The organism is Lentzea terrae, from assembly GCF_003265345.1.
Classification (GTDB): Bacteria; Actinomycetota; Actinomycetes; order Mycobacteriales; family Pseudonocardiaceae; genus Lentzea; species Lentzea terrae.
In genome coordinates, this window is the sequence record NZ_QFWW01000001.1 from 279700 (window position 1) to 298265 (window position 18566).

Consider the following 18566-nt stretch of genomic DNA (forward strand, 5'->3'; position numbering starts at 1 on the left):
GCTGGCATTGCTTCCTCGAAGAGGATTCGTTCGACGACCGGTTCGAGTTCGGCACCGCCAAGCTCGAGCAGGGCACCCCTCCGGCCCTACTTCACCGCGTAGGCCCTGGTGATCGTCTCCGTCACCGAGTTGCCCAGGACGTCGGTGGCCGTCGCGCGCAACGACGCGAAGCCCGCCGGTCCCGCGGGAATCTCCAGCTTCCCGCCGGCGACCTTGACGCGGCGCCACGTGACGCCGTCGTCGAAGGAAACCTCCACGCCGAGCGACCGCACGCCCGCGGCCCGTGCGCCAGGTTGATGCGCTGCGGACACCGTGCCGCTCACCGCACCGTGCGCGGTGTTGCGATCGTCGAGGTTCAGCGCGTACCTGATGTCGAGCAACGGCAACGCTGTCCGCTCATCGGTGCCGGACCGCGAGTGGAACCTCCACTCCGAGCGCACCTCGGGAGACAGTGCCGGGTTGAGGTTTCCGGACGGTCGCACGGCCTTGGCGGTGAAGGTGAGCCACCCCTGCCCGGACGGCACCTCGAACGTTCCGAGCGCGGGCCGGTCACCGCGGGCGATCTCCTTGCCGCCCCGGGACAACACGGTCGTCCCGGTGTGCAGCGGGGTGAAGAAGCTTGCCGTGGTGGGATCGCTGTCGGAGAACATCGGGATCGTCAGACTGATCCGGTCGCGCGTGCGGTACGCCCACGGCAGCGGTTTGCCGTCCTGCCGCGAGATCGGCGGCGTGGTCAGCTCCGGCCCGAACGGCGCGGCGAAGACGCGTGAGGTCCGCTTCTCCCCCGCTTCGAGCTGCACCGGCAACGTGATCTCCGCGTGCGACTGGTCGCCGTTGTCCAGGTATCCGCCGGTGTCGGCCAACTGCACCCCGACACCGGGTGTGACGTAGTCCGTGCGGCGCTGCGGCCACTTCGACTCCACCTCCGCCCCCGCACGCATCAGCCCGAGACCCCATGACGCGACACCGAATCGGTACGTCCCCGGCGGCATGGTGTCGATCAGCCTGCGTTCGATCCGGCCGAGGCCCGCCCTGGCGAACTTGAAGTCGTACCCGTCGGGCAGACCCTTGACCTCCTGCCCGAGGAAGTAGGACACCGGGCTGTTCGCTCGCACGGACAGCGTGGCCTGCACAGTCCGTTGCGTCATCAGATCCTGCACGCGGCGCAGATCCGCCGCGTTGTAGATGAGGCCGGTCGGCAACTCGGGTTCGGCGTCCGGGTCCGAGTCACTGGTGGGCATGAAGAAGGAGAGCACCGCACGCGCGCCCTTCTGCTTCAGCAGCTTCACCCCGTCCATCAGCTGGTCACCCGGCGTGTACACCGGGTCGTCCCAGCTCTTCGGTGTGATCACCGCGATCGCGCCGGAAACGTCACCGGCGGCCTCGATCGACGCCCGGTCCGCCTCACCGACGCCGACCAGCCGGCCGGTGTGCGTGCCCGTGAAGTCGTTGGTCCACGGGAAGTACGTGTCCCCGAGCTCGAAGCCTCCGGCCTCGTTCACCGTCGTCAGCGCCCACGGGTGGTTCCAGTAGCTGAGGCTCGTCAACGTCAGGCCGCGCATTTGAGAGCCGGCGACGCTGTACAGCTGGGAGCCTTCCCTGGGCACACCACCGCGCAGAATGCCCGCGAACTCCATCGGCCCGGACTCGTCGGGGTCGGACATGAGCCCGATCCCGCCACCGGGCTGCGGCCGCGCGTCCGGGTCGTCCACGCCGACCGTGACCGGCTTTCCCGCTGCGGTGTTCGCGTCGACGTTGGTGTCCTTGGAGATCTCCACGCGCTGGGCGAACATCGTGTCGTTGCCGGCCGTGTCCACGATGAGCCCGAACACCCGGTACGGGCCGTTCGCCACGGTGAGGGTCACCGAGTCGGTGGAAGTGGAGGTGAAGTCCGCGTACGCCTGGCCGGTGCGTTCGTTCTGCGCGATGACCAGCGACTGGAACGTCTCGCCGGCCCTCGGGGGGACCTTCACGGTCAACGTCCGCCGCTCGCCGTTGAACTGGCCGGTCACCGGAGTGTTCAGCACCACGTCGCCGCCACGCGCCCGCAGCACTCCGGTGACATCGCCCGCCGGTTGCGCGGCCGGGCGCGCGGTCACGGTGACCGCCGCCGAGCCGCCCGCCGGCACGGTCACCGACTTCGCCACCGAAAGGACGCCCTCGCGGTCGACGTCCAGGTCCAGCGCCAGGGTGACCGGAGTGCTCCCGGAGTTGACGTAGGTGATCTTGCGCGTCGCCTCGGCCGTGCCCCACACCGTGCCGAACCCGGCCGCGCCCTCTGCCCGCACCTGTTGCGCGACACCGCGAGCGATGTCGAGCCTGCCCGCGCCCTGGGCCAGCGTGGAGATGCCCGGCAGTCGCCTGGACGACCCGATCAGGGCGCTCTTGATCTGCTCGCCGGTCCAGTCGGGGTGTTGCTGCGCGAGGATCGCGGCGGCGCCGGCGACGTGCGGGGACGCCATCGAGGTGCCGGAGATCTGCGCGTACCTGTCGCCCACCGCGTACTCGGGCAACGTCCCGGCCGCCCGCGCGGCGACGATGTCCGTGCCCGGCCCGGCGATCTCCGGCTTCAGCCCGAAGTCACCCCGCCTCGGTCCCTGGCTGGAGGTGGCGCTCAACTCGTCCCGCTTGGTCACGTTGGCCACGGTGAGCGCCCGGTCCGCGGTACCGGGCGAGCTCACGGACTCGCGCGCCCCGTTGTTGCCCGCCGCGACGACGAACAGCGCGCCACTGGACTCGGAGAGCTGGTTCACCGCCTGGGACATCAGATCCGTGCCGTCGGTGACGCTGCCGCCGATGCTCATGTTCACCACGTCGGCGCCCTGTTCGACGGCCCACCGCATGCCGTTGAGGATCCAGTCCTCCCTGCCGCCGTACTGGCCGAGCACCTTGCCGACCAGCAGCCGGGCGCCTGGTGCGACGCCGTGGTAGCGCCCCTGCGACGCCACGCCGCTGCCCGCGATCGTGCCGGCCACGTGGGTGCCGTGCCCGTCCGTGTCCTGCACGCCCTCGCCGGTGAAGTCCGCGGACGAGTCCACAACGGACTTCAGGTCCGGGTGTTCCCGGTCGTACCCGCTGTCCAGCACCGCGACCTTCACACCGTCGCCGCGGAACCCCGCCTGCCACGCCTTGGGAGCGCCGATCTGCTTCAGGCTCTCGTCGAGCGCGGGCCGGACGCGGCCGTTGAGCCAGATCTTCTCCTGAGCAGCCGCGACACCGGCCGAGCCGCGCTCACGCCAGCGTTGCGCCGCCTCGGTCTTCGGGATGTAGACCGCCGAGACGCCCGCGGTCAGGGCTCGCGAGGCGGAGTCGGTCACGATCGTCGGCACGGTGGACTCGTGCCGGTCGTCGTAGTCCTGCTGGACGAGCCCGGTCACGTCGAACAGCCGCTGGTCCAGCTTGCCGGCCTCGAGGTCCGCGACGGCGTCCTCGGGCACCACGTGGTCGTGGCCGTCGAGCCGGTAACGCCAGGCGCGCAGTCGCTCCCGGCCTTTCGCCATCCGCACGGACGAGACCCGGTCGCCCTCGACGACCACCTGGTCGCCCGTGATCAGCGTGACGACTCCAGGCGTGGCCGCGGCTTGCGGCGCACCTGCGTTCGCCGTCGCGGATGTCGCCACCACGACGGAGAGCAGGAGCGCGGCCACCAACGCCGCGCTTCGTTTTCTGTACATGCGCATCCTTCGAGCGGGAATAGCTGGATCCCCGAACGTAGGGGTGCGCGCCGCGCCGTGTCTGCGATCTTCATGACCTCTTCACAACCGGGATTCTCGCCGCTCACAACGAAAACGAGTCGCGTCGGTGCGGAGCTTGATCTGTCAGGCACCGCTTCTGGTCATCACTCGCCGCGCGATGGCGAGGGCAGAGCGCCTCGGCATCAGCTTGCCGAACAAGAAGGTGGTCAGCTTGTTGGCGTAGCCGTCGATGACGGATGGCCGTTTGCCTGACAGGGCGCGGAACACAGTACTGGCGACGACCTCGGCGCTCCGTGTGCCGCGAGTGTTCATCGGCGTCTTCGTGGGACCTGGGCTGACTGCCACCACCCGGACTCCGGTGCCTCGGCGCCCGGCGGTGATGTCCGCACGGGTTCCCACTGCCAGGTTCAACGTGAACAGGCTGTGATCGACGCCGTTGGCCGCGATCTGCACCAGCAACACGAGGCCGTCCTGGTCGGTGGCACCTCCGGTGCTGCTCGGGCACAGCCGCGGCTCGTTCGCCGCACAGCAGTACGTCCTGAACCACGCCCACCTCATCGACGCCCTCGCCCTCGCCGACCCCTTGTGCGGCTTCAGCCTCTCTCCGCCCACTGAGCACGGGCAGGCGCACTACGACCCGATCTCCACGCTCGGCGAGGCCGGCCAGAACCCGTAGAGTCTGTCTCGACGTCAGACGTCCCCAGAACACCCCAGGAAGTCCACGAAGGACGGTGCGCTGCGAGGACCTGACAACCTACGGGGAGTGGGGACGTGCACGAGCTGAATGTCGCGCTGAACGAGTCGACAGTCGTCGGGGTGCGGCAACGCTCGGATGGCAGCATCGTGTTGCTGCTCCAGGTGCTCGCGCTGTCCGCGGACGGCCCGATCGACCCGATGCCCGGCGCGCGATCGTCCTGTCCGGCGCGTCACGGTCACGGATTCTGCTGCGGCGTCAGGACTCCGACTTCGGTCCGGTGATCCCGCTGGCCGACTTCGACGCGCTGGAGGAGTTCTTCGCCTCCGTCGCCCTGCACAACTCGATGTACGGGTGGGAGTTCCTGGACAACCCCAACCTGGTCCAGGACTGGCCTGCCGAGGTCAGCCTCGACGTGACACACCGAGACACGCCCGCCGAGCACACCTCGTACTGGTTCAACGAGGTCGGCGTGGCCGTCGAGGACGGGTATCGGCCCTACTGCGTCGAAGGTGTCGTCGAGTACGACGAGCTGACGGTGGAACGCTTCGACGGGACTCCTGTGCCGGTCGGCGAGTTCACCGCCGCCGGGAAGCGGTGGTGGGAGGCGTTCTACCGCGGCGATCCGCGCGCCCACGAGGTGCAGCGCGCGGTCAACGAGTCGCCTGGCTGGCGGTGATTGACCCGGTCCGGCCAGCGGCACGAGGTGATGCCACGCGAATGATCAGTCCAGCTCGATGAACGCGTCGTTGTCGACGACGTCCACGATCTCGTCCGTGCTGAGGACTGCGGTTCTGTTAGCGCTAACAGGGTTGTTGTTCGAGCAGGACCCCGGGTGAGCGGATGCCTGACCGCCGGAAGGTGCAACTTTCTGGAAAGTAGGTCTTGAGCTGCACGGAGGCCGCTGTTAGCGTTCACACCCCGCGTGCTACCTCGATCCCCACGATGGAGTGGACCGATGAACGCTGCTGTTCCCAGGCGGTTCGTCCGCAGGCTGGCTGTGGTCGCGTTGGCCGTTGCGACCGCATTCGCAGACCTGGTGGTGGTGATGCCCGCGGCGCACGCGTCGCCGGCCGTGCGGTTCACGAACTCGTTGGCGGAGCGGCGGGCGGACCCGCACATCTTCAAGCACACCGACGGCTTCTACTACTTCACCGCGACGGTGCCGGAGTACGACCGGATCGTGCTGCGCCGTGCGACCACGATCCAGGGACTGGCGAGCGCGCCGGAGACGGTGATCTGGCGCAAGCACGCCACCGGCGAGATGGGCGCGCACATCTGGGCGCCGGAGATCCACTTCATCAACGGCAAGTGGTACGTCTACTTCACCGCCGGGCGGTCCGACGACAAGTGGCGCATCCGGATGTACGTGCTGGAGACCGCCGACCCCAACCCGCTCACCGGCACCTGGGTGGAGCGCGGGCGGATCGTCACGCCGTGGGACACGTTCTCGCTCGACGAGACCACGTTCGTGGCGAACGGCGTGCGGTACCTGAGCTGGGCGCAGGCCGAACCCGGCGGCGACTCCAGCATCTACCTCGCGCGGATGGGCGCCGACCCGTGGACGATCACCGGGACGGTGACGAAGCTGACCTCGCCGACGTTGGCCTGGGAGACCCGCAGGAACAGGGTCAACGAGGGACCGGCGGTGATCCAGCGCGACGGCCGGATCTTCCTGACCTACTCCGCCAGCGCCACCGACGCGAACTACTGCCTCGGCATGCTGTCCGCGTCATCGGCGGCCGACCTGCTCAACCCCTCGTCGTGGACCAAGAGTCAGACCCCGGTGTTCGCCAGCAGCTCCGCGACGAGCCAGTACGGCCCCGGCCACAACTCGTTCACGGTGTCCGAGGACGGGCAGAGCGACATCCTCGTCTACCACGACCGCAGCTACCGCGACATCGTCGGTGACCCGCTCGCCAACCCCGACCGCCGCACCCGCGTGCAGAAGGTCTACTGGAACGCCGACGGCACACCGAACTTCGGCATCCCGGTCGCCGACGGCGTCACGCCGGTGCGGCTCAAGTCGTACAACTTCCCGGACCGGTTCGTGCGGCACTGGGAGTACCGGGCCAGGGTCGAGGCAGGCGTCAACCCGTTGGCGGACTCGCAGTTCCGGATCGTGACCGGCCTCAACGGCGCCGGCACGGTGTCGCTGGAGTCGGCCAACTTCCCCGGCTACTACCTGCGGCACCGCAACTACGAGTTCTGGGTGCAGCGCGACGACGGCACGGCCCTGTTCAAGAACGACGCCAGCTTCTTCCAGCGCGCGGGCCTGGCCGACAGCTCTGCGGTGTCGTTCGAGTCGCAGAACTTCCCCGGCCGCTACCTGCGCCACAACGGCACCACCGTCAACCTGACCACCGCGACCGACACCGTCGCCCGCGCCGACTCCACGTTCGTCCTGGAGTGACGCTCCCAGCCCGCTCCACCTGACCGTGGAGCCGGTCACGCCTTTCCCTGTGTCGTGCAACGCGGCCGTGCGCACCCGCACGAGTCCGAAACCCTGTGGCACCCCGGAGTGGTCATGCTGTCTTCCCTGCCCCATCCAGCCTCGCGGCGTCTGCTGTCGCTCGTCGCGGCCTTCCTGATGGCGCTGTCGTCAGTGCTGATCGGCCAGGGCGTCGCGGTCGCGGCGCCCGGCCCGTCGTTCGTCAACCCAGTCGTGCCCCTGCCGAACAGCGCGGACCCCACGCTGGTCACCTACAACGGCGCCTACTACTACGTGGCGACGACGTGGACCTCCGACATCGTGATGCGCAAGTCGACCACGATCGCCGCCCTGCGCAGCGCCCCGGAGCAACGGGTCTTCACGGCAACCCAGAACGACGGTTGCTGCACGATGTGGGCGCCGCACCTGGAGCAGATCAACAACCGTTGGTACATCTACTACTCGGTGCAGCCGAAGGCGGGGTTCGGCGAGCGTCGCACGCACGTCCTGGAGAGCGCGGGCAGTGACCCGTTGGGGCCGTACACCTACCGCGGCATCCTCAACCTGATGCCCAACGGCGGTTGGGCGATCGACGGCGCGGTGCTCAAGCTCAACGGCGCCAACTACTTCCACTTCTCCGCGTTCGGCTCGGACGGCCTGCAGTCGCTGTTCATCGCACCGATGGACACGCCGTGGTCGGTCTCCGCGTTCGGCACCCGCATCTCCGCGCCCACGCTGGCCTGGGAGCGCCAGGACGGCAACGTCAACGAAGGCTCGTTCGCGTTGCAGCGCAACGGCCGCACCTTCCTGACCTACTCGGCCAGCGCGTGCTGGGGCCCCAACTACAAGCTGGGCATGCTGGAGTACTCGGGCGGCGACCCGCTGGCGGCGAGCTCGTGGACGAAGTTCCAGAACCCGATCTTCGAGCGCAACGACGCGAACGGCGTGTTCGGCCCCGGCCACCACTCGTTCTTCACCTCGCCGGACGGCACCGAGACGTGGATCGCCTACCACGCCAACGACTCGGCGTCGCAGGGCTGCGGCACGACCCGCACCACCCGCGTCCAGAAGATCTCGTGGAACGCCGACGGCACGCCGAACCTGGGCACCCCGGTCTCCACCTCCACCGTGCTCCAAGGCCCCTCGGGTGAGACCGGTGGCCCGGTGGCGCGCGTAGACATCAAGAACCGGCACAGCGCGCTGTGCCTGGACAACTACAACTTCGGTCTCAAGCCCGGCGCCGAGGTCCGGCAGTGGACCTGCAACACCGCGGCCGTGCAGGACTGGTACCTCACGCCGAAGGGCGACGGCTACTACGAGATCTTCAACGGCTACAGCGGCCTGTGCCTGGACAACAAGGACTTCGCCACCGCGCCGGGTTCGCCGGTGCAGCAGTTCACGTGCAACGGCCTTGCCGTCCAGCAGTGGCGGCTGACCACCACCAACGGCCGCACCACGCTGGTCAACAAGCACAGCGGGCTGTGCCTGGACAACTACAACTGGGGCATCCAGCCCGGCGCCGAGGTCCGGCAGTGGACCTGCAACGGCCTGGCCGTCCAGCAGTGGGACCTCGTCTGATGCGGACACGGCAGCACGGATCGCGAGAGGAAAAGATCATGGTACGACTTCTCCGGCTGGCCGTCTGCTGGCTCGTCGCAACAGGACTCGCGGTGAGCGTCGGCGCCGCTCCCGCACAGGCAGCCGATGCCGCCTACGTGATGGGGTACTTCAAGGAGTCGCTGAACGGCTCGGGCAACGTCAACGCCGTCCACCTCGCCGTCAGCAACGACGGTCTGGAGTGGACTCCGCTCAACGACAACAACGCCATCCTCACACCGACCGCGGGCACCAAGGGCATCCGCGACCCGTTCATCACCCGGCTCAACAACGGCACGTGGGTCGTGCTGGCGACCGACATCCCGGTGGGCGGCTCGTTCACCAAGCCCAACCAGAACATCCACGTCTGGACCTCGCCGGACCTGGTGAACTGGTCGGCCGACCGGCTGCTCAACGTCAACTCGACCAACACCACCTCGTTCAGCTGGGCGCCCACGCTCCACTGGGACCCCTCGCGCAACGCCTACGGCATCACGTTCTCGACCATCCCCCCAGGCGGCTCGCACGCGGTGATCTCCGTCGCCTACACCACCGATTTCGTCACCGCGACCACGCCGGTCGTGTTCTTCGACCCCGGCACGGCCGTCATCGACTCCCACGTGATCACCAACATCAACGGAATGAACTACCTGTACTACCGCAACGACGCGACAACCGGGATCATCGGCGCCCGCTCGACGTCGCTCCAGCCGGGCAGCTTCACCCGCTACAGCGGCGCGATCGGCGACAACCGGTGCACCGAGGCGCCGACACTGGTCAAGTCGCTGACCGCGAACAAGTGGTGGCTGTGGGCCGACACCTACTGCCCCAACGCCAAGTTCGACCTGTGGGAGGGCGACCTCGCCGCCGCGACCTGGACCAAGGTCGGCCGCCAGTCCTACACCGCGCCGTTGAACGGCAAGCACAACACCGTCCACCCGATCACCGCGGCCGACCGCGACCGCCTGCTCGCCCGCTACGGCGGCACGAGCTGGAACCGGGTCAAGTCGCTCAACTTCCCGGGCCACTACGTCCGGCACGCGAACTCAGTCGGCCGCATCGACGAGCAGCCGTTCGAGCCGTACCAGGACTCGCAGTGGCGGCTGCGGGCCGGCCTGTCCGACCCGAACGCGGTGTCGTTCGAGTCGGTCAACAGGCCCGGCTACTTCCTGCGGCACCAGGGTTTCGAGGTCAAGCTCATGCAGAACGACGGGACGTCCGGCTTCGCCGCGGACGCCACGTTCACCAGGGTCACGGGCCTCGCGGACGCCTCCTGGTCGTCGTTCCGCTCGGTCAACCACCCGACCCGGTACCTCCGGCATTTCGGCTTCGTGCTGCGCATCGACGAGATCTCGACCGCGACCGGCCGTGCCGATGCGACCTTCCGCCTCGTTCACTGACACCTGGAGACAGCGCCGCCGCCGTCCGGCGGCGGCGCCGGCCAGGAACGGGCCGCTCCCAGCACCTTCCGCAACGTGTCTCAACCGCGCACGATGCGCACCGGGCGCAGCAGCGCTTCCGGGATGTTCAGCAGCCCCAGTGCTTCTGTTCCCGCCTCGTAGCCGAGGCGCCGGTAGGCCTCGAACTGTTCGTCGGTGAACATCTGCTGGCTCGTCGAGTGGTTGGGAAACCGGCCCTCGCGCGCCTTGAACGCGTGCAGGTCCCAGCTAGCCGACCGGGTGAGCACCGCCTTGGCGTAGATCAGCTTGGCCTCGCCGTCCTGGTCCGGGTACCGCACCTGGCCCCGCACGGCCATGGCCTCGCTCATGCCGTCGTCTCCCGGCATCGTCGAGCGCGGGTCCAGTTCGACGTCCGCGCCCAGTTCGCTGCGCGCCAAGGCGATGGCGCGGCCGATGTCCAGGCCGGCGCCGGTGGGGTCGCTGCTCGCGTCGAAGCACAGGACGTGCGTGCACCGCCTGCGCAACAGTTCCACCAGGCCCATGTTCTCCCAGTGGCCGCCGTCGGTCAGGTAGATGAAGCGGTGGGTGGACCTGGTGGCGCCCAGCGCCTCGCGCAGCACGTACAGGGCTCCTGGCTCGTGCCAGCCGTCTCGGACGGACGCTCGCAGCCGGGCGGCCCAGGTTCGGGGCGGTTCTGGCTTGTGCTGCCAGCGCGGGTGCAGCGGGTTCTTGATCCAGACGCCGAGGCGGACGTTCGTCAGGGCCATCAGGAAGCGCAGCGGTGGGTAGGTGAACCTGCCCATCAGCGGCGACAGGGCGGCGCCGGACACGGCCATGATCGACGGCAGGGTGAGCTGGGTGCCCGGCAGGCCGGTCTGCTCCTCGTACCAGTCGGTGCCGCGGCGGCCGAACAGGCCACCGCCGCTCTGGTCGTGCTCGAAGGTGAACGACTCCGCGAACCGGCCTACCGGCACCTCGTCGCTGGTGAGGTTGACCGCGCAGCAGACGATCAGCTTGGGCATCTTGCGCCCGCTCGCACCGAGCTTGCACCCGATCTTGGAGAAGTAGAGCCGCTCGTCGTAGCCGATCGGTTCGCACACGACGTCGCCGTCCTCGTCCACCTTGCGCCGCAACGCGAACACGCTGTTGAGCCGCTCGCGGTAGAACAGGTGCATCGAGTAGCGGCGGTTGTGCACCTTGATCGACATCACGCCGACCACGGCGACCGCCGTGAGCACACCGAGCAGGTCGCCGGCGCCGCGGATGCCGACTCGCGCGGCGAACTCCAGCGACGACAACAGGGGCACGAGCAGCAGTCCGGCGCTGCCGAGCCCGGAGAGCACCAGCATGAGCCGCAGGGCGCGGAAGCGGCGGCTCAGCGCGAGCGCAGCGACGGCCAGGACCAGCGACAGCACCAGCCACACCGCGCCGATCGCGATCCGGCCCTGCGTGGTGTCGAAGGCCTCCGGCTGCTCGCGGAAGAGCCAGGAGATCATCGTGGTGGAGACGGTGCGGTACAGCGAAGCGAGTGGCGGCAGCACCAGCAGCACCAGGATCACACCGACCAGCGTCACGAGGTTCGCGGCCATGCCCTCGGAACGCGTTTCCCCGTAGTTGCGGGGAGATCGGCGGATGTCGTTGAACCTGCGGTAGGCCACGAACAGCACGGCGATGACCAAGAGCGCGGCGGCGGCGATCAGCAGCACCGTCAGGGTCGGGGACGCGGGCAGGTCGAGGCCGTTGAGCCGCAACCGGTCCAGTGGCAGGTCGAGCAGGTGCAGCGCCCATCCCGTGAGCCGCCCGCCGATGAACGCGCAGAGCACGAACGGCAGGTAGTTGAGGACGAAGCCGTAGACCATGCTCAGCGCGAGCCACAGCCTGCCGACCCGGCCGGGCGCCAGGTAGTTCGTGTGCTGGCGCAGGTACCGCTCCTCGACGGAACCGTTGCTCCAGTGCGGTTTCCCGTTGTCCGTGTCCGGGTCGCTGTAGGCGCCGGTGATCGCCAGCGCGCTCGCGACGTAGTTGCCGCCCGACACCCCGGTCAGGTAGTCGGCGCGCTCCAGGACGTGCTGGCGCTGCAACGCCTGCATCGCACCGAGGTTGAACGCCGCGGAGCGGATTCCCCCACCGGACAGCGCGATCCCGATCCGCATCCCTTCCGGCGGGTCCTCGACGTACTCGGCCCCCACGTTCGGCAGTTTGCGACCGCCGTGCCCCAACGCCATGTCAGCCTCGCATCAGGTGGCCGTGTACCCGAGCGACACCCGGTAGTCCTCGTCGGCGGGGTCGCAGCCGTGCGGGTAGGTGGCCTTCGCGTTCTTCTTGCGCAGCCTCGGCAACGACCGCTCGTGCAGGTACCGGGTGAACAGCGGGTGGAAGCACAGGAAGTCGGTGTCCTCTGCCGCGGTGAGGCCGGCGTCGAAGGTGTATTGGAAGTGCGCTTTGTTGTAACGCGCTGTCTCGTCGAACCGCACTCCCAGCGCTCCCAGCGTGAACAGCATCGGCAGGAACTCGCCGAACTCCATTCCGGTGGCCTTGCGGATGCCCTCGCGGTTGAACACCCGGTGCAGGTCCTTGGCGGCGAAGCAGATCTCCAACCGGTCCGACAGCCGGACCAGCGCCTCGCGCGCCAGCGGGAACGACGCCTGGTGCGCGGCGAAGATCCCGTTGACCACCATGCGTTCCGCGCGCCGGGTGCCGCCGCGGATCGCCTCCTCGGTCACCGCCCACGGCACGGAACCGTTCACCGGTGCGGTGAACACGCTGTTGAGGATCTCGATCAGGTGCCTCGGCAGCAGCTGGGTGTGCCGGAGCAGGTAGGCGAGCGGGTCCTCCTCGGCTCCGAGTCCGCTGGTCATGCGCGGCGGCAGCGCGGCCCGCAGGAGTTGCGGCTCTTCTCTGGCCGACGCCTTCTTGAGCAACGCCTCGTAGTGCTCCGGATGGTGCGTGCGCAGGTAGAGGCCCAACCGGTTGTCCGCGAGCCGGAGGAGTTCCTTGGCGGTCCAGTAGATCGTGAGATAGCTGCCCCGGAAGTCCTTCTCCGGCGCGGTGGAGATCTCGTGGATCTGGTCGAAGAGCTCGCTCGGTAGGCAGATCTGCACGCCGAACGCGTCGTTGCCGAGGATCACCCTGCCGACGCAGCGGAACATGCCGGACAACACGTCCCGCAGCTCGGGCAGCCTCGCGTGCAGGTCCTCGAGGTTGTCCATCACGATCACCAACGGCTGCTGCCGCTTCTGCAGGATGACGCGCATCGCCCGGCGCGCCTGGTCGAACGTGACGCCTCCGTGCGAGACGTCGCCGATGATCTCGTTGAGGCCGATGAGGTCGCGGTTGGCGATCCGGCGCTGCAACTCGGCGAGGAAGCGCTCGGTGATCTTGGTCGGGTCGGTGTGCTCCGGACCGTCCAGGTGGTCCCAGACGTCCTGCAGCTCGTTCACCGGGTCGTTCTCCTGCGCGGTGTCGCGCACGTGGAACAGGGCGACCTGCTCGAACACCGCCTCCCAGATGTCGGCTGCCTGGTCGACGAAGAGCGGCCCGCGCACCTCGGTCCAGCGGCGGATCACGCTCGCCATCCACTGGTAGACGGTCGCGGTGCGCAGCGCCCGCACGCTGTAGTTCATCGTCGAGCCGAAGAGGAACGCGGTTTTTCCTGCGCCTTTGCGGCCGATGATGTAGGTCGGGCGGCTCGCGCAGGTGGTCTGCGCGTAGATCAGGTTGGAACGATCGAACAACTTGTCCACTCCAGCGAGACCGGCCTCGAACACGCTCTCGCTGTCTGCGGGCCCGAATGGCTCCCGTGTCGTGAGGATTCGATTCAGTGCGTTCACGGCACCTCCCCGGTCATAACACAAGTGCATGCACCCGAAGCGCGGATGCGGAATGGCTATCGCGCCACCCGAATGCGTGAACGATTCCAGGTGAGGATTACCTTCGACGAGGTCCTAACGACGGTCGGTTTGCCCGAAGTCGAAATTCGCCATGCTGTGCCGCCAGGCGAGTGCGACCGGCACCAGCAGTGCCGCGTAGCCGGCAACCGGAACCGCGACCCACCCGGACATGTGCGCGGCCGCCTTGACGAGCATCAGGCCGATGTACCCGAGGTAGATGATCCCGACTCCGCCATAGGCGATGAGTATCGCCGCGCGCTGGCTCGGGTGGGCGGTGTGCAGGTTGCCCGCCCTCTCACTAGCGCCCACGCCGATCGCACCGCGCTCCACCGACGAACCGTCAGGCTCGGACACGTGGCCGAGGAGTGCCCGTTCGAGCGTGAGGATCGACCGGGCGCGGACGGCGGCGAGGTTCAGGAGCAAAGCGTGGAACGCGGCGATGCAGACGAGCGGAAACGGGAGCAGGCAGATCGCCCAGCGGAGAAGGTCCAGCTTGTCGTAAAAGGCGATCGTGCCGACGAGATACGTGACGGCCGCGCCCATCGTGGCGAGGCTGACGGTCAGCGTCGTCGAACGGTCGGCGCGATCGGACTGGTAGATCGCGGTCAGCACACTCAGGTCGTCGGACAAAGCGCCTCCCCGCGTTTCCGGCAGCACCTCGGCACACCACCGCGTTCAACCGAATTACTACTCCACAGAACTGATCACGGGACGCACGAACGCTCGATGATCGCCCGAACAGGGCAGCCGCCTCGTCGCGCACACCGGTCTGGTCGAGACGGCGAGCTGCGGCAACGCCGGCAAGGGCGCACACTCTGCTGGTGACCGAGAGCGGCCCGGTTCCGGCTCGTGAGCTGGGACGGACGGGCATCCGGGTACCGCCGCTGGGCGTCGGCGTCATGGTGTGGGGCGACATGACGCAGTCGCCGCGGATGAACCCGGCTCGCAACGCCTACGGGCCCACCAGCGGCCTCGCCGACCAGCGCGACGCGTACGAGGTCAGCCTCGCGGCGGGCGTGAACCTCTTCGACACCGCGGCCATGTACGGCAACGGCGTGTCCGAGCGCCGGCTCGGCGAGCTCACCGAGGGCAACGACCGCGTGCTCGTCGCGACCAAGTTCCCGGCCAAGTTCTTCGCGCGCGCCGGCAGTCTGCCCGAGGCGCTCGACGCCAGCCTGTCCCGGCTGCGGCGCGGGGTGATCGACCTGTACCAGGTCCACTTCCCGGTGCGCTGGATGCCGATCCCCCGGCTCATGAACCTGATGGCCGACGCGGTGGCGGCGGGCAAGGTGCGGGCCGTCGGCGTCAGCAACTACTCCGCGGAGCAGCTGCGCACCGCGCACGCCGCGCTGGCCGAACGCGGCATTCCGTTGGCCTCCAACCAGGTCCAGTACTCGCTGCTGCACCGCGAGCCCGAGACCGACGGCGTGCTGGCGGCGTGCCGCGAGCTCGGCGTCACGCTCATCGCGTACATGCCGCTCGCCTCGGGCGCGCTCACCGGCAAGTACGACGCCACCCACCGTCCGGCGGGCTGGCGCCGGTACCGGCCGCCGTTCCGCGGCAAGGCGGCGCTGGCCGAGCTCGAACGCGTCAACGCGGTGCTGCGCGAGCTGGCCGGGACGCACGGCAGGACGCCCGCGCAGGTCGCGTTGCGCTGGCTCGTCCAGCAACCCGGTGTCATCCCGATTCCGGGTGCGAAGAACGGCAGGCAGGCGGCCGAGAACGCGGGCGCGCTGTCGTTCGAGCTCAGCGACCAGGAGATCCGGACGCTGTCGGGCTGATTCAACCCATGTCTGATGGTTGCCGCCTTCCTTACTTACTTGTAAGTTAGCTGAATGACGACAACCATGCCTGCTGTGGCCGCCACTGACATCGATGCGGTCGAAGCGTTCTGCGCCCGCTGGGAGAAGGCCTGGAACGGGCACGACGCCGACGCGGTCGCGGCGATGTGCGCGGACGACCTGGTCTACGACGAGCCGGCGCTGCGTCAAACCGCGCACGGTCGCGACTCCATCCGCGACTTCGTGGCGAACATGGTGCGCAACTTCCCGGACTACTCGTTCACGCGCGTGGGCAACTACGCCGACACGACTCGACGCGCCTTGGTGGTGGCGTGGCACTTCACCGGCACCGTCGCAGGCACTGATCGGCGCGTGGAGTTCCACGGCGACGACCGGCTGGAGGTGGGCGAGGACGGACTGATCCACGCCTATCGCTGCCTGTACGACAACAAGTTCGTGGAACGCCAGGTCCGCGGATGAGCGAGAGCGCGCCTGCCCGCCTGCCGGCGGCGGCACGCCGGACCCAGATCATCGAAGCGGCCGAAGTCGAGTTCGCCAGGAACGGGCTGGCCGGCGGGCGTCTGGACGCGATTGCCGAGCGGGCCGGGATCTCGCACCCCCGCATCGTGCAGATGTTCGGCACCAAGAAGAAGTTGTTCCTCGAAGTCGTCGACGTCGTCTTCGCCAGGATCGAGGCCGCGTTCGAACGCGCGCAACCGACGTTGCCCGCACTGGGCAACGCCTATCTGAAGCTCCTCCGGCGTGAGCGAACCGTCGGCCTGGTGATGTTGCAGGGTTATGCGGCGGCGGCCGATGGTGACGTTCAGGAGGCGGTGCGGCGGCATCACCTGGAGCTCATGAAGTCGATCGCCACGTTGACGGGCGCGGACGCGTCGCGGGTGCGCACGTTCTTCGCCACGGGACTCGTCCAGACGGTTTCCACCGCACTCGAACTGTCCGACCAGCGCGCCGACACGGCCTGGAGCGCGTGGCTCCTCCAACTCGTGGATCCGGCATCGGGGGAAGGCGGCGAGTAGCCCTCAGGGCCTGGCGGCCAGCGCGGCAGGTGGGGTGTTGGAGGCGGTGGAGCCGGCGTGGAACTGCGGCGTGACGAGGTAGACGAACTCGAACGCCTCGTCAGCGGCCAGGGCCTCGGTGCGCACGCCCTCGCCGATGCGGATGCCGTGCTGGGTCAGCAGGACCTGGTGCACCGGGAAGACGTTCTGGCCGGTGACGGCGGGGTCGAGCACCTCCAGTCCCCACGTGTCGCTGCCGACCAGGGCGACCCGGCGAGAGGCGAGATAGCGGGCCTCGCGGAGGTAGATGCCCGGTTCCGCGGTGATGTACCGGCGGTTGTGCGGGTCCTGGGGGTCGTCGAAGCCGTCGCGGTTGAGCAGGTGGGTCCAGCCGGTGCGGAACAGCGCCACGTCGCCCGGTCCCGGCTCGCGGCGCACGCCCTGCCTGCGCAAGGCGTCGCGCATGTCGGTGAGGGTGATGCGGTAGTGGTCGCGCAGCACCCACTCGCCGTTCACCGGTGAGCGGAACAGGTCGGTGCGGGCTCCCTGCGCGAGCTTCAGGCCCACGATGTCGTAGAGCACACCGCGGGTCACGATCGGGCCCAGGTGCTCGTTGCCCAGTTTCGCGAGCCCGCGCGGGGTCGCGATGTCCGGCCCGCGGTGGCCGTTGTAGTAGGTCTCGCCGACGCCGATGTGGCCGAGGTTGTCCAGCTGGGTGGCGATCTGGTACGTCCCGCCGTGCGGGAAGCGCTCCTCGTGGAACGAGATGGTGTTGGCCCCGAGCGGCGTCGGCGACTGCAGGATGCCGGACTCCGGATGCGTTCGCGGGTCGTAGTTCGCGGCCGGGACGAAGTCGCCCTGCGGCTGGTAGCCGAAGACCGTGAGCCGCTGCCGGAGGACGCGCGGCGGCTCGCCGGCGAACGCCGGGAAGTTGTCCTGCATGAGCTCGCCCAGGTTGTACGTCCGCACCGGGCCGCGCCCTTCCAGCACCCGCAACGCCTGGCGCGTCCGCTCCGGTGTCACCTCGTTCCACGTGCCGCGCTGGTCGTCGCGGCCGTAGCGGCGAGCCGTCCGCTCCGCCCACCCGCCGACCTCGTCGGGGGTGAACATGCGGTCGGTGAACTCCTCGCCGGAGGAGGCGGTGGCGGTACCAGTGCCGATCCCCGCCGACATCGCGGCGGTCACCGCTGCCGCCTTCGCGGTGAGACCGAGGACTTCCCGCCGGCTGTGCAGGTGGGCACGCAAGAAATCAGGACGCATGACCCACCACCTTGCAGGTCCTGTTGGTCCTCCGGCAATCACCCGGCTCGGTACGCTTCAGCGGTCCACGCACACGACTCGCCCGACCGCGTACCAGTCGTGCGGGAAGCCGTCGTCGTCCTCCCACGCTTGCAGTTCGAACCACGACGTGCCGGAGGCCCCAGATGGTCGGTGGACGCGGAACCGATCCTGCTGTGGTGCGAACTCCAGCCCGCGCTCGACACGATCACTTCGTCACCTGGAACGGCGGCGTGCGCCGGTGGTGCGACCGGCAGGGCGACGGCGGACGGCCCGCCGCACGATCGCGTGCGACGGGCCGTCTGCCGGGTCAGACCCGGTACGACTTGCAGGTGGTGCCGCTGGGGAACTTCATCCGGTCGCGCGTGTTGGGCCCGTAGATCCCGTCCGGCGCGGAACGGATGTAGTTCTGCACGCCCTTCACCGCGGCTTCCGTGCGCGGGCCGAAGCTGCCGTCCCGGTCGAGGTCGCGAACGAACTCGCCGCCGTACGGCGCGGCCAGGCGGACTCCTGGATAGCACTGGATCAGCCCGCGCTGCAGACCGGCCACGACGGCGGTGTTCGCGACCAGGTCGCGCCCGATGTTGCAGGTGGTGGAGTTGGTGTTGGTGGCGGGCACCACGATGCGGTTTCCCGCCGCGTTCACGTAGGTGATCATCTTCTGGCACAGCGGTGTCGCGGCCGACGCCGCCCCGGTCGACACGGCCATCCCGCTCACCGCCAGTGCGACGGCGGCGATGCCCAGCCCTGCTCGGCGCAGCGGCGCGAGGTTCGACTTCATGCGG

General features: G+C 68.8%; 16 protein-coding genes. 9 read left to right on the forward strand and 7 right to left on the reverse strand.

The features are described from left to right. Positions 1 to 86: 86 nt before the first annotated feature. Together DI276_RS01255 and DI276_RS01260 are read right to left on the reverse strand one after the other, a co-directional pair. Positions 87 to 3674: a S8 family peptidase gene (locus tag DI276_RS01255; RefSeq protein ID WP_157984442.1), complete on the reverse strand. Its 3588-nt coding sequence runs from the start codon at positions 3672 to 3674 to the stop codon at positions 87 to 89. A gap of 144 nt (positions 3675 to 3818) precedes the next feature. Then, entirely contained in the window at positions 3819 to 4154 is a 336-nt protein-coding gene (locus DI276_RS01260) for an SDR family oxidoreductase (RefSeq protein WP_157984443.1), read from the reverse strand. 19 nt (positions 4155 to 4173) lie between these two features. Between DI276_RS01260 and DI276_RS50695 the strand changes: the two genes are divergently transcribed. From DI276_RS50695 to DI276_RS01290, 6 genes are all read left to right on the forward strand, one after another. Continuing rightward, a complete protein-coding gene (locus tag DI276_RS50695) occupies positions 4174 to 4371 on the forward strand; it encodes a hypothetical protein (RefSeq protein ID WP_198680393.1) in 198 nt (65 codons plus the stop codon). A 95-nt stretch (positions 4372 to 4466) separates the two neighbouring features. Next, positions 4467 to 4673 carry a hypothetical protein gene (locus DI276_RS01270; RefSeq protein WP_112261378.1) on the forward strand — a complete coding sequence of 69 codons (207 nt, stop codon included), beginning with the start codon at positions 4467 to 4469 and terminating at the stop codon, positions 4671 to 4673. Next, positions 4670 to 5068, forward strand: a complete 399-nt coding sequence (locus tag DI276_RS01275) for a hypothetical protein (protein ID WP_112261379.1) — start codon at positions 4670 to 4672, stop codon at positions 5066 to 5068. Before DI276_RS01270 ends, DI276_RS01275 begins: the two co-directional genes overlap by 4 nt. A gap of 279 nt (positions 5069 to 5347) precedes the next feature. Continuing rightward, positions 5348 to 6802 carry a family 43 glycosylhydrolase gene (locus DI276_RS01280; RefSeq protein ID WP_112261380.1) on the forward strand — a complete coding sequence of 485 codons (1455 nt, stop codon included), beginning with the start codon at positions 5348 to 5350 and terminating at the stop codon, positions 6800 to 6802. Between the two features lie 114 nt (positions 6803 to 6916). Continuing rightward, a complete protein-coding gene (locus tag DI276_RS01285; RefSeq protein ID WP_157984444.1) occupies positions 6917 to 8398 on the forward strand; it encodes a family 43 glycosylhydrolase in 1482 nt (493 codons plus the stop codon). Positions 8399 to 8436: 38 nt separating this feature from the next. Beyond that, positions 8437 to 9816: a glycoside hydrolase family 43 protein gene (locus tag DI276_RS01290; protein WP_112261382.1), complete on the forward strand. Its 1380-nt coding sequence runs from the start codon at positions 8437 to 8439 to the stop codon at positions 9814 to 9816. Positions 9817 to 9896: 80 nt separating this feature from the next. Here DI276_RS01290 and DI276_RS01295 read toward each other — a convergent pair whose 3' ends face one another. From DI276_RS01295 to DI276_RS01305, 3 genes are all read right to left on the reverse strand, one after another. Next, a complete protein-coding gene (locus tag DI276_RS01295; RefSeq protein ID WP_157984445.1) occupies positions 9897 to 12005 on the reverse strand; it encodes a patatin-like phospholipase family protein in 2109 nt (702 codons plus the stop codon). A gap of 48 nt (positions 12006 to 12053) precedes the next feature. After that, the gene (locus DI276_RS01300) at positions 12054 to 13646 is read right to left on the reverse strand and encodes a P-loop ATPase, Sll1717 family (protein ID WP_157984446.1); all 1593 of its coding nucleotides are present in this window, start codon (positions 13644 to 13646) and stop codon (positions 12054 to 12056) included. A 114-nt stretch (positions 13647 to 13760) separates the two neighbouring features. Beyond that, positions 13761 to 14336: a hypothetical protein gene (locus tag DI276_RS01305; protein WP_157984447.1), complete on the reverse strand. Its 576-nt coding sequence runs from the start codon at positions 14334 to 14336 to the stop codon at positions 13761 to 13763. Between the two features lie 191 nt (positions 14337 to 14527). On the opposite strand from DI276_RS01305, the gene DI276_RS01310 reads away from it, so the two are divergent. Genes DI276_RS01310 through DI276_RS01320 form a run of 3 tightly spaced genes read left to right on the forward strand, consistent with a single transcriptional unit; the run spans position 14528 to position 16524 of the window. Next, a complete protein-coding gene (locus DI276_RS01310) occupies positions 14528 to 15487 on the forward strand; it encodes an aldo/keto reductase (RefSeq protein WP_198680394.1) in 960 nt (319 codons plus the stop codon). Positions 15488 to 15541: 54 nt separating this feature from the next. Continuing rightward, positions 15542 to 15967 carry a nuclear transport factor 2 family protein gene (locus DI276_RS01315; protein WP_232836371.1) on the forward strand — a complete coding sequence of 142 codons (426 nt, stop codon included), beginning with the start codon at positions 15542 to 15544 and terminating at the stop codon, positions 15965 to 15967. Next, on the forward strand, positions 15964 to 16524 hold the full coding sequence (locus tag DI276_RS01320) for a TetR/AcrR family transcriptional regulator (protein ID WP_112261388.1): 561 nt from the start codon (positions 15964 to 15966) through the stop codon (positions 16522 to 16524). Before DI276_RS01315 ends, DI276_RS01320 begins: the two co-directional genes overlap by 4 nt. 3 nt (positions 16525 to 16527) lie before the next feature. On the opposite strand, the gene DI276_RS01325 is transcribed toward DI276_RS01320, so the two are convergent. Next, on the reverse strand, positions 16528 to 17763 hold the full coding sequence (locus tag DI276_RS01325) for a cyclase family protein (RefSeq protein ID WP_112261389.1): 1236 nt from the start codon (positions 17761 to 17763) through the stop codon (positions 16528 to 16530). A gap of 328 nt (positions 17764 to 18091) precedes the next feature. Continuing rightward, positions 18092 to 18562, reverse strand: coding sequence for a peptidoglycan-binding domain-containing protein (locus tag DI276_RS01330; RefSeq protein WP_157984448.1), 471 nt, complete (start codon positions 18560 to 18562; stop codon positions 18092 to 18094). Positions 18563 to 18566 lie beyond the last annotated feature (4 nt).